Below are 14216 nucleotides of genomic sequence, written 5' to 3'. Positions count from 1 at the left end.
TAAGACGAGGAAATAAATCATGGACATTAAAGCCCCCGATTTAGGTGTGGATAGCGCCGAAGTCAGCGAGATTATGGTAGAAGTTGGCGATGTCATCGCAAAAGACGACAACATCGTGTTGTTAGAGTCTGACAAAGCATCAGTCGAAGTGCCAAGCTCCGCTGCTGGTAAAGTCACTAAAATTAGCATTGCTATTGGTGATCAAGTCAGTGAAGGTATGGTGCTCATTGAGCTTGAGAGTGCAGATGATAGCAATGATAGTGATAGCACTGCTGATGACAAACAAGATGAGAACACTACAAAAGACACATCTGCTGAAACAGAAGAAAAATCTGAGCCTGATACTATTGAATCAGAGCAATCAGAGTCTCCTGCTAAGCCAGCTGCTACTGGTCAAGCAACGACTCATGCGTTGCCTGACCTAGGTGTTGATGAAGCACAGGTTTCTGAAATCATGGTAAGCGTCGGTGATACGGTGAGCGCTGAACAGTCGATTTTATTGATCGAATCTGATAAAGCTTCAGTTGAAGTACCAGCGCCCGTTGCCGGTAAGATCGAAAAAATCTTGGTCGAAGCAGGAGATATGGTTGCTAACGGTCAGGACTTTATCGTTATTATGGAAAGCGGTACAGATAATGCGAGTAATAGTGAGTCTGAAGCTTCTAAACCACAAGAGTCAGCACCAGCTAAAGCAGAAGATAAAACAGCTCCTAAAACCACTGGTGAGCCAAAACAAGCTGCCAAACCGACCAATACTGATACAGCTGCTAGCAAGCCAGAGGGTAAACTCACTGAAGCACAGGTCAATGAAAAATTGGTCGATGTGTATGCAGGTCCTGCCGTGCGTAAGCTAGCGCGTCAGTTAGGTGTTGACATCACACAAGTGACTGGCTCAGCATTAAATGATCGTATCCTAAAAGAAGATCTGTTTGCCCATGTCAAAGACAGCCTGACCAAGCAAAAAGCAGCGCCTGCGAGCAGCAGTGCCGTAAGTTCAGGTCTACCGAAACTGCCTGATATGAGTAATACAGAGGTTTGGGGTGAGACAGAAACCCAAGACCTCAGCCGTCTGCAAAAAGTATCAATACCGCAGCTGAACTACAATACTTTGCTACCACAAGTGACACAGTTTGATTTGTCTGATATTACCGAGACTGAAAAACTACGTGGTGAGTTAAAAGGCGGTATGAAAGCTGAAGGGGTTGGGCTGACTATCTTGGCCTTTATCGTTAAGGCGACTGCATATGCGCTCACGCAGCATCCACGCTTTAATAGTCATTTAAGCGATGACAATACGCAAATCATTTTGCGTAAGAGTGTCAATATGGGTATCGCAGTAGCAACTGATGATGGTCTGATTGTACCTGTTATTAAGGATGCGCAAGATAAAGGTATCAAGCAAATCGCAATTGAGATTGGTGAGCTTGCTGTCAAGGCTCGCGATAAGAAGCTCAGTACCAAAGATCTACAAGGGGCAAGCTTTACTATCTCAAGCCAAGGTATCCTAGGTGGTACCGCATTTACACCACTGGTCAACTGGCCACAAGTAGGTATCTTGGGGGCTTCAGAAGCCACTATGCAGCCTGTCTGGAATGATGCTAAGCAGACTTTCGAGCCGCGCCTGATGCTGCCATTATCATTATCTTATGATCACCGTGTTATCAATGGTGCCGATGCCGCGGTGTTTACCCGCTATGTTGCGACCTTGCTTGCAGATCCACGTCGTATCTTGATCTAACACTCACTGATAAACAAAAAAGACTGTCTACGGATGGTCTTTTTTATGGCTTGCTTTTCGTTTCTAGAAACCACTATTCTAAAAACAGCTATTTAATGATTAGGCTAGGTGTAGATGGTAGTCATAGTGAGTAGCAAGTGATAAACAGTAATTAGTAAGTATAAAAGAGCCAGCTAATAAGCTGGCTCTTTTGAGTCATGATACTTGATTGGCTTAGAACTGTTTGACAAAGGCAACGCCATATACCCAAGGGCTGATATCAATTTCACCGATATCACTACCGTCTAAAGTAGCGTCGGTTTTGATGTCCATGTAGCGTGCATCGATTCGGAATGCCTCAGTAGGGGCAAAAGGAATATCAAGACCTACGTGACCAGCTACGCCAACGCTATCATCAAGATCTAAATCACCACCACTAGAGATTCTTTCTTTAAAAAATGTCGTGTAGTTCACACCAACACCGATAAAAGGCTTGATATTCATTGGCATACTGTCATTATCGAAGTGATACTGTACAGAAAGCGTAGGTGGTAAATGTTGGGTACTACCTGTCAAAACTTCATTGCCATCAGCGTTGTTCAGGTCAAAGTCATGATGAAATGGGATGGCTGCAAGTAATTCGACACCAACATTATTAGCGATAAAGTATTCGCCGCTGATCGTTGGACGGATATCATCATCCACTTTTACTGCTAGCGTACCGTCGACTAATGTACCGTTGTCGCTTTTTGGGTCGACCATATGGGCGCCAGCGGCAACGGACCATGTGCCAGCAGGGACAGCGAAAGCAGTGGTCATCGTAAGTGCAGCAGCTACCAAAACTAGGGATTGTAGTTTCATTGGTTGGTTCCTAAAATGTGAAAAGGGTCAGTGAAATGAGGGATGGCATTGTACACTGATACATAATGTTATAATAGATAGTTAATCTGTAACATCATGGCATCATTATAGTTTAAAACCACATTTATTGTAAGGTTTTAATTTGAGATTTAAGCGCTTTTATTTAGTCACTAACGATAGAAGGAATTATTTGACAGCTTTTGACTGTTAAAAAACTAATTATTGTGGGATAGGGTACAACCGCATTGTGATACTCTGATATAACTGGTTCAAAAAACTGAGATAATAATGGTTATCTGAATCGAAGAGTTGATGAGCGTCAAATTATTAACGATTTATAATGGCTTATGGAATTGATATTGATGATATGACAAGAGGCGTAATATATTATGCTCGGTTATTGTAGTAATTCTCCTCTACGCTGTGAGAATGCACGCTCTACAAAGATATTGAATCAGGTAGACTCTTGTTGCCCTGAATGCAATTTGTTTTTGGTGCCTGCTCAAGATATAAGCCAACAGCTCATTGCTGATGAGCAGTTTTTAAGACTCTCTATTTTATCAACCGCACTGATGCTGCTCATATCTGTCTATATCTATTATTCAAAATTTACGTAACCCTTTATGGTCAAGTATGATAAAACTATGAGTAATACGGGTGGCTTCAAGTCAGGGGCTATCATAAGCTGTCAGGCGCTCCATCAAATGAGCTATCTTTTTGAACATATAGGTAGTCATATTCTATGATCACTGTTTTATTCTACTAATATAATACCGGTGTTTCACCGCATAGGGACGGCATGCTATTCCAATCTATACGGCGCTTGCGTCATTTTGTTTATGATGTTTTGCAAAACGAAGCGCACGACACGTTATTTAGTCGTTATCTCGATTATTTTCTTATATTCTTGATTATGACCAATGTGGCAGCCGTGATAGCGGAGTCAGTAGATAGCTGGTATTACCCGTATCAGGAATATTTCACGTGGTTTGAAAACTTCTCTATTGTGATATTTTCTATCGAGTATTTGTTGCGATTATGGAGCGTCGCTGAAGCCAAGCCTGACAATACAACGTGGAAGCAGCGTTGGGATTGGATCAGAAGCCCGTCAGCACTCATCGATTTGGTAGCGATTGTCCCAGCGTTCCTAAACTTCTTTGTCACGATTGATTTGCGTTTCCTACGGATTCTGCGTTTATTCCGTATCCTAAAGCTGACTCGCTATTTTGCGTCCATGCGTATTCTACTGGTGGTTATCAGTAAGGAGCGAGGCTCGTTTCAAGCTGTTATCTTTATATTAATTATCATGATTGTGACGGCATCGAGCGGTATTTACTTGGTTGAAAATCACGCCCAACCAGAAGAGTTTGAGTCGATACCCAAAGCGATGTGGTGGGCTGTAGTTACGCTTACTACTGTGGGCTACGGCGATGTAACCCCAATCACCAATGCTGGCAAGATATTGGGGGCAATCATTACTATATTGGGTGTAGGTCTTGCGGCCCTGCCTGCAGGTATTCTGGCGACGGGTCTTGCAAATGAGCTTGCGCAGCGGCGTGAAGAGCTGGAGCAGCATTTCCGAGAGCAGCTGATCGATAGCGACTTTGATCTGGTACAGAATCAGATGATGATTGATAAGATTCGCCGCGAGCTAGGACTGGACAAAGAGCAGGCGCAAAATATCGTATTACAAGTGCTGCGTGAACAAGAGTTGGAGCGCCGCGAAAAAGAAGTAGAGGACCGTCAAAAGAATTTTTGTCCACATTGTGGTGAGGTCTTATAGATAAAAATTAGATAGGAGTAGGTGTTTGTTGAAGTAGCTACTAAGGTAGCTATTGAAGTAGCCATTCAAATAGTAATCTAAACAGTCACCAGATAACGGTGTGTGCGATCAAAAAATGGTGCCATGTGATCAAAACACAGCACCATTTTTACATTGTATTATTTGTTGATAATGTATATCTAGGACTATACACCCTGAGGAATCGGCATCGCACGTGCCAACTCATGGGCAACTTGCTGTGCTGCACTTGATAGATCTTCTGCATCTAGTGGTAGGTTTTGGAGCGTCAGATGCCAGTCATCGACAGAACGACGCAAATGAGCAACCCAAAGTGTTTTACAGTCACGTGGCAGCTGTTTTAGGTTGACTTCAAAACAGCGGTTACCCTCGTCATCGCTCAGATGAATCTCGCCTTTCTTAACTCTTGAAAACGCGTGACCATGGTATGAGTTGGCAAGCAACGCAATATGAGTGATATGTTCTGGAACTTCTTCTAACTCCAATCTAATTTGCTCTTGGTCAAGTGGCGCAAGATACATGGCTTGCTCACCGCGATCCTTGCCATTTAGACTGTCTCCTTGATGCTTGACTGATTCGGCTCTATCACGCAATTGTTTGAACCAGACAATGTCACTAATGATGCAGTTGTCATCATATAAGACGCACGCTAAGTCGATATCGACCGCGCTTTTGTCCTTTTTAAAACGCTTAAATAACCCTTTTGGCTCAATCTTGGTAAATTCATAATTGAGCGCAAAAAATAAGGTTCCCGTATCCAAGCCCAGTCCTCTTAAACTGTCGGAAAGCAGTGGTGATGGGGCAGTGGTCGGCATAACATTCCTTTTTTCAATTCTTAGTGGTTAATTCTTGGTTCTTGGTTATTAGCGCATATTGTGGTCTAAGTATTACTTAGCTTAGACGTCACTATCAGTATTCGTTGTCGCTCGAGGTTTGTCTAATACCGCTTGGTATAACAACTCAGGCTTAGCATCTAACAACCCATTGCCAAAACCACGTAGCCACCAAACCAGTTGTGAGGTCAGATTAACCGTCGCTTTTATCGTTAAGGTTCCGTCATCATTTGCTATGACAACCTGATCGTCACTCAATTTACTCTCGGTGAGGCTTCTACCTGCTTGCTGCGTAAATTGTAGCTCAATGGTGGTGTTTTTACCACGCTCAGCCAGTTCACCGAAAAACGGGTGACTAAACCCCATACTGCCTTCGTCCAAATACGTATCGAGTTGAAAGTTATCTGGGGTCTGTGCGGTACTTTCTAAAATCTCCACACTATCAAATCGGTGTAGTGCAAAGGTACGAATAATGACGTCTGGATCATCGGTACGAGTGGCCAGTAGATAGATAATCACACCGCGCTGAATGATAGCAATAGGGTTTAACGTATACTCGCTGGCCTCTGACTTATTGCTGCGAGTATAGCAGGCATTGATTTGCAACTGATAAAATAGCGCATGATAGATGTTGTCTTTGCTATCTAGGTCTATGTGTGGCGCAATGAGTGGCTGGGTCGCAGGCTCGATACGAACGCGGTCTATCCATGAGTGTGTCACTTTGCTGTTTTTGAGTTGTCGCCTTGCCAAGTCAAACCAAGGGAACAGCTCATCTAAAATGACAGGTGGCAATAGCTGAGTCAGATTGGCCTCAACCATATTGAAGGCAACGGCTTGCGATAAGTTCATGTGCGGTAAGCTTTGTAGCGGGGCATCTTCTTTCCAGCGCCAGCCTTGAGGATTGGCATTGTTTTTTTCGATAGGAAAGCGTTTGGCCAGCGCATTCAAATCACGCTGTACAGTACGTAGGCTGATATCGAAACCTGCCATCATGAGCTGTTCGTAAATATGGGTGGTGCCTACCCAGCGATTGCGCTGTAGCTGTGACAACACCTGCCATTGACGAGCAGTCGTCGCCGCTCCATGACGGTTATCATTGCTATCTTTTAGCGCGTTGCTGTCTGTAGCCACCAGCATATTCTCTTGCTCAGTAGCGTTGGCTTGAGCGTGGATGTCATTGGCAGTGGTAGGACGTACAGTCATTAAGAGATACCCTTTATGAAGTCATAGGTCATTTTTTTGTAGGTCAACATTTTCAAGATTAATACTTTAAAGGCTAATTTTTTATAGGTTTTAACCAGTTAGCAGCCGTTTATCATCGCAGAAAAGCATCGTGGCGTCTAGGGACGTTCGTACAGTCGACGCCATATCGAACGCTCTGTATTTAATAATGAAGACTAATATAGTAGATATTAAAGCTAGTGGGTACTAAAGCGATTCATCATCAATGACTTCAGTCTCACCATTTTCGTCTTTACGATTTTCTTCCTTTTTCTTATCCTCTTTTTTCTGACGCTTTGCTTTACGCCTTTTTTTCTCTTTCTTTTTTGACTTTTTATCATCGACATCATCATCGCCATCTTGGTTTTCATCCCACAGCATTAGACGATCCAGAACTTTACCGAATAGCGTATTTTTGCGATATCGACCTTTCTTGTTCATGGTGTCGATGGGTAGGCCTGTCATCAAGGTCAAGGCTTCACGCAATGTATAAACACCATAGATATGGAAGTTGTCGTCTCTTACAGCAGCAATGATATCGTCACGTAACATCAGTTGTTTGACATTGGCCATCGGAATAACCACGCCTTGCCCACCTGTGAGTTCTTGCTCACGGCAGGCATCAAAAAATCCAGCGATTTTGGCGTTGATGCCGCCAACAGCCTGCACTTCACCCAGCTGATTCATGGAACCAGTGATGGCAAATGATTGATCAATGGGGACATCGGCTAAGGCGGATAGTAGGGCGCAGCCTTCGCTGACAGTGGCGCTATCGCCATCGATATGAGCGTAGCTTTGTTCAAATGCGAGCGAGGCACTAAAATTTAGGGCATGGTGCTGGCTAAACAGCGCCCGCAAATAGCTGGTCATGATCAGCATGCCCTTAGCATGCAAGCTACCACCCAAATCTACATCACGCTCAATATCAAGTATTTCGCCTGCACCAATATTAGGTTGAATAACCGCAGTGAGACGAGCAGGCATACCAAACTCACTATCAGCGTAACTGACGACAGTCAGGGCATTGACCTGTCCAACTGCACTGCCTTGCGTTTGAATCAGTTGTTGCCCGTTTTTGAGCTCATCCCAATATAGGTCACGCAAGTATCCTGAGCGCTCATCCATGTCGTCAATTGCTTGAATGACATGGTCAGCAGTAACCATATTTTGTGCGCTCAAACGCGCATGACGGTTAGACTCATGTAGCAGTTTGATGAGCAAGTCACTATGTAAGCTCAAGCGGTCTTGTTCTTCAGCTTGCAAGCTCAAATGCTCAAGTAACGTGGCTTGCGCGCTACTATCGAACGGATACAGATCGGCGTAGTCAATGATGTCTGCCATTTTCGCTACCAGTGCCAATTCATGCTCGCTGGTGCGCGTCACATCATCATGAAAGTCCGCGCGAACTTTGAACACTGCATCGAACTCAGGCTCAAGCTCTAACAGCTCATAGTACAAGTCTGCTTCACCTAATAAGATCACTTTGATATCAAGATCAATGGGCGCAGGTGATAAAGACAAGCTACCTGTTAGGGTTAGCATCTGCTCAAGACTTGAGAGCTTAATTTTGCGAGACTGTAGCGCGCGCTTTAGACCTTGCCATGCATAAGGGTGCTCAAGTAAATGGCTGGCTTCTAGGAGCAGGTAACCACCATTGGCACGGTGCAGGGCGCCTGCACGAATCATGCTGACATCAGTGGTTACGGTTCCCAATTGAGTGATTTGCTCAACGTGACCCAACAGATTAAGGTGAGTCGGCAGGTCTTCAAAGACAACAGGTGCACCACTGTCTGGTACGTGGCTGACAATAATATTGACCGCATAACGGCTGGGTGTTGTGGTTAATACTGCCGACACAAATTCTTCGTCATCACCGTTGACGATGAGCTCTACATGAGCAACCATATCGGCAAACACAGTTTTGAGGTAATCAACAACAAGCGGGTGCGTGGCAAACTGCTCATAAATAGGGGCAAACAAAGGTTGTAGCGCACGGTGTGCGATACTGCGATGCAATGACTCGATTGCATCGTTGGCTTCATCTTCTAACTGCTCTAAAGCAATGGTCAGTTGGCTGAGCCGTTTTTGCATATGGTTTTTCTGTACAAAGTTATTTAACTCCGCTTCGTACTCGCTATTGCCATACTCAGAATTTTGGGCATTATTTTGATCTTCATTACCGTTAGTTGTATCGTTACTTGGTATATTAGCTTTTTCGGTACTATTTATCGGCGATGAGTCATCATCATTGCTAGGTGATTTTGAATCCTTTGAGTGGTCGCTGCTACTGTCTGTCGTCAGTTGACTGGGATGAACAAAAACTGCTTTATTATCAAACGAGCGAAACGTCAAAGCTAAGTCATATTGTTTGCCTTCAGCGTTTAGCGCATCATAGGCATGACTTTCTTTTTGATGCGTATTGTTCTTTATCGCTTCGATTTTACTTTGGTATTGGTCACTACGAAACCGTTGGCTCAGTCGCTTTTTGGCTTGTTGCCATAAGCTATTGACGTGCTGCTGTAGTTGTACTGCTTGACCTGCAGGTAGATGCAGTGCGAGCGGCGTACGGGGATCAGTAAAATTATGCACATAGACCCAATCGTCAGGCGTTGGTGCATCAGCGGCAATGCGGGTAAGCAGGCGACTAATAACCGTGCGTTTGCCCAAACCGTTCTCACCAGCAGCAAATACATGGTAGCCACTAGCCTTGATATCTAGAGCCGTATGCAATGCTTTGAGTGCGCGCTGCTGACCAAAACCAACATCCAAGTCCGGTGCCGTGCGGGTGTCTGTAGGCAGCTCATCAGGGTCACTATAGCGCTTTAGTTGCTCAGCCGATATGCGGCAATTTTGCTGAACCTCTATAAAAATAGGATTGGGCGTATTAGGTGTGTCTTGCTGATTATTTTTTGAGTCAGCGGTAGGTAGTACCATATTGTTAGCGTCTTTTGGTATTTGAGATATAGGGGTGCGGAGTTGATCAGTCATAGGATATTAAAACATCATCTTAAAGGTATAGATTGGGGTATGGTATTTTATACGAGGCTTATTTGTTCTAAAACTATCACTTTCAATAAAGACATCTTACAAGATGTAGCCGCATGTTAGCGAAGTCATTGAGCGCAGTTTTGTATCATATTTGGATAATTGACATAGCACAATGAATAAAAAAAGAATAAATGGCTCATGGCATATCATGCTATTACAGCAGAATAACGCCTCACAATAAGCGTAGATAGTATAAGATGTCCCACATTGGCGCAATCTGCAACTATTCAATGAGCGGGTCACATGATAAAATAGGCGGTTCACATGTCAAAACTGGATAACTCGTTGTATGTCAGCTTCCGCTAAAACCTCTTCATCGTCTGCTAACACGGGTAACATCCGTATTGATCCGACTGGCTTTGTCAAACTTGGGGCACAGCTACCAACGCTTGCTAATATCTTAGCACAAGCAATAGCCGAGCTCGGTTTATCTCTAAGTGATAAACAGCAGCGCACGTTATTATTATACTTAGACCAGCTTTTGTTATGGAATAAAGCGTATAATCTGACCGCCATTACCGATCCAGAAGAAGCGCTGATCAAACATGTGATTGATTGTTTGTCTATTATAATGCATTTACCAGCAGGTTCACTGCTTGATATTGGCACAGGAGCAGGGTTGCCGGCAGTGATTATTGCGATTTGTCAGCCTGAGCGCCAATGTACAGCACTTGATAGCAATCAGAAAAAGATTCGCTTTATCAAGCAAATCAGCAGTGAGCTTGGTTTGGGCAATATGCAGCCAATCGCTTCACGTATCGAAGCACACGAGGCCAGTTACGACGTAGTGACTTCTAGAGCATTTGCCAGTTTGATAGATTTTGTTGAGGTAGCGCAGCCAAGATTAGTAGATGGCGGCTATCTGTGTGCGATGAAAGGCAAAGCACCGAGTGATGAAGAGCTGCAAGCGCTCGATGGTGATTGGCACATCAAAACTATCAAGCTATCAGTACCGCGCCTGCATGATAGCCGTCATTTGATTGAGATGTCTGTCAAAACATCTAAATGACAAACACTTCTCAGTCATGAAACAGCTATCATTTTTTGTGAAACATAGTTTACGTTTGTACTCAAATGACATAGTATTTAAAAGCACTAAAACTACGTAAGCGGAAATTGAGCAGTTGACATCTAAAACGGCTGCGGATTAAGAGTGCTGGCGTAGTACAAATTTACCAGTACGAGCGTTACCAACTGCATCAAATACAGTAAAAGAAAAATCAAGTAATAGATTTTAATAATATTGAGTGAGTGTATGGAAATCATAGCAATTGCGAATCAAAAGGGCGGTGTGGGCAAAACCACAACGGCGGTAAATTTGACCGCCAGTTTAGCTGCTAAGCGCAAGCATGTACTGCTGATTGACTTAGACCCACAGGGTAATGCAACCAGCGGCACTGGTGTTGATAAAAATGAGCTAACGCTTACCATAGCAGACGTTTTGCTTGATGGGGTATCACTGACTGAAGCCATCGTCACTAGCCCTGCTGGGTTTGATGTTATTGGTGCCAACCGCGATTTGGCAGGTATGGATATCACGTTAATGAGTAAGACTGATAGCCATGAATTGTTCAAAACTGCCATGGCAGATTTGGTTAATGATCAAGTCGCTAATAAAAAGCAGTCATATGATTATGTGATTATAGATTGTGCGCCTAGTTTGAATCTATTGACCATTAATGCTCTGGTCGCAACTGATAGCGTCATTATTCCGATGCAGTGTGAGTATTATGCATTAGAAGGGTTGGCTGATTTATCCCAAACGATTGAGCGTCTAACAGAGTTAAATCCTAAGCTATACATACGCGGAGTCGTGAGAACGCTGTTTGATGCACGTAATACGCTTGCTCGTGATGTGTCTGCTGAATTAGAAGCACACTTCGGCGATATCATGTACAAGACACATATTCCAAGAAATATTCGCCTAGCAGAAGCGCCTGCACATGGTTTGCCCGTCATTGCTTATGAGAGATGGTCAAAAGGCGCACGCGCATACCAAAAGCTGGCTGCTGAAGTCATAAAGCAGAGCAGTTGATTTTTATATAAGCGTTGTTTATATAAGCGAGTGTCACTGGTAAAGACAGTAAGCAATCAGTTGGACAACAAAGCACTGAAAATTGTATTTAGTAAGCCGTAATAGTAATTAATAGGCTTTTATTTTAGCGTTAGAGGATAGGTAATCATGGCGAAGAAAAGAGGGTTGGCTGCCAATCGAGGCTTAGATGCCTTATTGGGATCAATCAAAAAAGAAAAGCAAATCACCGCCTCTGCCTTGCAAGACGATATGGCTGCACGTGACAACACGTCGCCAGCTGAAACACCGAATCCCAAAGTGCCTGCCGATACCAACGCGGCAGCTGCGACTGCTGATACTACTTCGATTAAAACCAGCAAAAAATCGACCACAACGTCTAATGATGCTGATAGCGACAACGGTACTCGCGCACCGCGCGGCCCTCGAGCTGCGAGTAAGTCTACTGCTGCTAAATCACGCAATAGCAGCACAGAGGCAAGTACGCAAGAAGATCAAATCAGCCTCGTACAAATCGATGTCACCCTTTTACAAGCGGGCAAATATCAGCCACGTCGTGATATGAGTGAAACGGCGCTTGCAGAGTTGGCGTCTTCTATTGAGCAGCATGGCGTGATGCAGCCTATTGTGATTCGTCCTTTGCTAGCCAATGAAGATAAAAGTGAAGATTTTGTTACTCACGAAATTATCGCGGGTGAGCGTCGCTGGCGCGCGGCCAAAATGGCCGGAAAGTCGGTTATTCCAGCTATTGAACGTGCGCTATCTGACGAGCTCGCCATTGCACTCGCATTGATCGAAAACATTCAGCGTGAAGACTTATCCGTCATTGAGCAAGCAGCAGCATTGCAGCGCTTTCATACTGAGTTCGGTATGAGTCATGCCATGATTGCTGAAGTCGTTGGCAAGGCACGTACAACGGTATCGAATTTACTGCGCTTAAATCAATTACATGATACGGTAAAAGACCATTTGGCAACCAGCGCGCTAGATATGGGTCATGCCCGTACGCTATTGGCATTGTCTTCTGAGCAGCAGCCTATTATCGCGCAAAAAATCATCGATGGCGGCATGACGGTGCGAGAAGCGGAAAAACTGGTCAAATCTATCTTGCAGCCGGCTCCCAAAGCCAATCGTATCGAACAGGCACAATCTCGTGATGCTGAACGTCTCACCCAAAGACTGACGGATATGCTAGGCGCCGAAGTCAAACTCAAGCACAAAAAAGATGGACAGGGTAGTGTTGAGATATTCTTCCATAATCAAGATCAACTGGCCGCTTTGATCAAGCATATAGAAGCGCAGGCTTAGGACAACACGCGAATTAGTAGGACTGATTTATTAGTAGCAATTGTTTACGCATGAATCCGTCTACGTCATAACTGTTTTGAGAACATGGAAGAAAGTAAGTATGTGGGAGTTAGTAAAGGCAGGTGGCTGGCTAATGACACCTATCGTCGTCTGTTCTATATTAGCACTGGTTATCATCATTGAGCGTAGCCATACGCTACAATTTAACAAAATTGTGCCCACTAGACTACGAGAGCAGCTCATCACTCGCTTACGTGAAAATGGTGATATTGGCCGTACGCAGCTGATGAATGTCAAAGAAAAGACAGCGCTTGGTGATATTTTGGCAACAGGTCTGCTTTATCGTCAGTATGGCTTAGAGTCTATGACCATGCATATGCAAAACCGTGCCAGCGTACAAGTTCATCAATTAGAAAAAAATATCAATATGCTGGGTACGATTGGTGCTATTGCGCCATTGCTTGGATTATTAGGTACCGTATTAGGTATTATCTCTTCATTCTTAGCCATCACTGATGGTGCGATGCAAGATCCAACTATGCTTGCTGCTGGTGTGTCACAAGCGCTAATCACGACGGCTGCTGGCATGATCGTGGCTATCCCAGCACTGGTTGCATATCGTTATTTTCAGCGCCGTATCATCGATATCAATGCGCAGTTTGAGACGCAAGCAGGGCTTATGATTCAAGAGCTATACGACTACCAATTGCTTGAAAACACTCGCACGTCGGCGCCTGCCAATAGTACAGTAGCCACGGATGAGCATGCTAGATTTCAGTTAGATGCAGGCTTAGATACAGACAAGGTCAACATGGCGACACCATAACGGTCATAGTTTTGATTCTATATAATAGCGATGGTTTTCATACGAAAGTATGCCCATGCGCACTAGATAATTTGAAGAGATTCATATGCGCTTTAGAAAACCGACGGTTGAGCCGCTCGAGATTAATCTAACACCGATGATCGACTGCTTATTATTTTTGATTGTTTTTTTGCTACTGGCTACCTCCTTTAACCACTTTAGTCGCTTAAACATTATCCTTCCTGAAGCAGAAGGTGTGGCACAGACAGAACCACAAAATAGCATTGAAGTGGCTGTGCAAGAAGATGGCAGTTACTTGGTCAATGGTATTACGCTCGCCAGTAGCAACGAGGCCGAACTGACCAGCATGTTGCAGCAAGAAGCAGGGAGCAATCGCGATATGCTCTTTGTGATTGCAGCGGATGCCAACGCTACCCATCAGTCTGTCGTACGGGTGATGGATGTCGCTGGTAAACTTGGCTTTTTGAACCTGAATATCAGCACCGTTGTCCCACTTGGTCAAACTTTGCCGCAATAACATTTGCCGCATCATTACTATAAACTGTGTATCAAGCACAGCCCATCCATAT

11 protein-coding genes are annotated in these 14216 nt (G+C 44.2%); 7 read left to right on the top strand and 4 right to left on the bottom strand.

From position 1 onward, the window contains the following. Positions 1–19 precede the first annotated feature (19 nt). Entirely contained in the window at positions 20–1738 is a 1719-nt protein-coding gene (locus tag AC5JPO_RS03595; protein ID WP_493853291.1) for a 2-oxo acid dehydrogenase subunit E2, read from the top strand. A gap of 213 nt (positions 1739–1951) precedes the next feature. Here AC5JPO_RS03595 and AC5JPO_RS03590 read toward each other — a convergent pair whose 3' ends face one another. Then, entirely contained in the window at positions 1952–2578 is a 627-nt protein-coding gene (locus AC5JPO_RS03590) for an OmpW/AlkL family protein (RefSeq protein WP_493853290.1), read from the bottom strand. 799 nt (positions 2579–3377) lie between these two features. Here AC5JPO_RS03590 and AC5JPO_RS03585 point away from each other — a divergent pair. Next, positions 3378–4361: an ion transporter gene (locus tag AC5JPO_RS03585; protein WP_493853289.1), complete on the top strand. Its 984-nt coding sequence runs from the start codon at positions 3378–3380 to the stop codon at positions 4359–4361. Positions 4362–4546: 185 nt separating this feature from the next. Here the strand turns inward: AC5JPO_RS03585 and AC5JPO_RS03580 are convergent, their stop codons facing one another. The 3 genes from AC5JPO_RS03580 to AC5JPO_RS03570 all read right to left on the bottom strand — a co-directional run bounded on the left by AC5JPO_RS03580 (position 4547) and on the right by AC5JPO_RS03570 (position 9421). Next, positions 4547–5194 carry a TerD family protein gene (locus tag AC5JPO_RS03580; protein WP_319050232.1) on the bottom strand — a complete coding sequence of 216 codons (648 nt, stop codon included), beginning with the start codon at positions 5192–5194 and terminating at the stop codon, positions 4547–4549. An 81-nt stretch (positions 5195–5275) separates the two neighbouring features. Then, a complete protein-coding gene (locus AC5JPO_RS03575) occupies positions 5276–6415 on the bottom strand; it encodes a helix-turn-helix transcriptional regulator (protein ID WP_493853288.1) in 1140 nt (379 codons plus the stop codon). Positions 6416–6640: 225 nt separating this feature from the next. Continuing rightward, the gene (locus AC5JPO_RS03570) at positions 6641–9421 is read right to left on the bottom strand and encodes an AAA family ATPase (protein ID WP_493853287.1); all 2781 of its coding nucleotides are present in this window, start codon (positions 9419–9421) and stop codon (positions 6641–6643) included. A 349-nt stretch (positions 9422–9770) separates the two neighbouring features. Here AC5JPO_RS03570 and rsmG point away from each other — a divergent pair, with 349 nt between their 5' ends. The 5 genes from rsmG (at position 9771) to AC5JPO_RS03545 (ending at position 14164) form a co-directional block, all read left to right on the top strand. Next, positions 9771–10490 carry a 16S rRNA (guanine(527)-N(7))-methyltransferase RsmG gene (gene rsmG, locus AC5JPO_RS03565; RefSeq protein ID WP_443524248.1) on the top strand — a complete coding sequence of 240 codons (720 nt, stop codon included), beginning with the start codon at positions 9771–9773 and terminating at the stop codon, positions 10488–10490. Positions 10491–10736: 246 nt separating this feature from the next. Then, complete coding sequence (locus tag AC5JPO_RS03560) at positions 10737–11516, top strand: ParA family protein (RefSeq protein ID WP_493853286.1); 780 nt, start codon at positions 10737–10739, stop codon at positions 11514–11516. Positions 11517–11663: 147 nt separating this feature from the next. Continuing rightward, the gene (locus AC5JPO_RS03555) at positions 11664–12821 is read left to right on the top strand and encodes a ParB/RepB/Spo0J family partition protein (protein WP_493853285.1); all 1158 of its coding nucleotides are present in this window, start codon (positions 11664–11666) and stop codon (positions 12819–12821) included. 100 nt (positions 12822–12921) lie between these two features. Beyond that, entirely contained in the window at positions 12922–13647 is a 726-nt protein-coding gene (locus tag AC5JPO_RS03550; protein WP_493853284.1) for a MotA/TolQ/ExbB proton channel family protein, read from the top strand. Positions 13648–13732: 85 nt separating this feature from the next. Then, complete coding sequence (locus AC5JPO_RS03545; RefSeq protein WP_493843386.1) at positions 13733–14164, top strand: ExbD/TolR family protein; 432 nt, start codon at positions 13733–13735, stop codon at positions 14162–14164. Positions 14165–14216 lie beyond the last annotated feature (52 nt).

This window comes from Psychrobacter sp. H25 (assembly GCF_059076335.1).
Note: the sequence above shows the minus strand (reverse complement) of the source record. Positions and strands in the feature narration are given on the sequence as shown.

Coding starts and splice junctions, on each gene's coding strand:
- AC5JPO_RS03570 (WP_493853287.1), bottom strand. CDS start 9,421: ATGACTGATCAACTCCGCACCCCTATATCTCAAATACCAAAAGACGCT.
- rsmG (WP_443524248.1), top strand. CDS start 9,771: ATGTCAGCTTCCGCTAAAACCTCTTCATCGTCTGCTAACACGGGTAAC.
- AC5JPO_RS03590 (WP_493853290.1), bottom strand. CDS start 2,578: ATGAAACTACAATCCCTAGTTTTGGTAGCTGCTGCACTTACGATGACC.
- AC5JPO_RS03595 (WP_493853291.1), top strand. CDS start 20: ATGGACATTAAAGCCCCCGATTTAGGTGTGGATAGCGCCGAAGTCAGC.
- AC5JPO_RS03575 (WP_493853288.1), bottom strand. CDS start 6,415: ATGACTGTACGTCCTACCACTGCCAATGACATCCACGCTCAAGCCAAC.
- AC5JPO_RS03550 (WP_493853284.1), top strand. CDS start 12,922: ATGTGGGAGTTAGTAAAGGCAGGTGGCTGGCTAATGACACCTATCGTC.
- AC5JPO_RS03545 (WP_493843386.1), top strand. CDS start 13,733: ATGCGCTTTAGAAAACCGACGGTTGAGCCGCTCGAGATTAATCTAACA.
- AC5JPO_RS03580 (WP_319050232.1), bottom strand. CDS start 5,194: ATGCCGACCACTGCCCCATCACCACTGCTTTCCGACAGTTTAAGAGGA.
- AC5JPO_RS03585 (WP_493853289.1), top strand. CDS start 3,378: ATGCTATTCCAATCTATACGGCGCTTGCGTCATTTTGTTTATGATGTT.
- AC5JPO_RS03560 (WP_493853286.1), top strand. CDS start 10,737: ATGGAAATCATAGCAATTGCGAATCAAAAGGGCGGTGTGGGCAAAACC.
- AC5JPO_RS03555 (WP_493853285.1), top strand. CDS start 11,664: ATGGCGAAGAAAAGAGGGTTGGCTGCCAATCGAGGCTTAGATGCCTTA.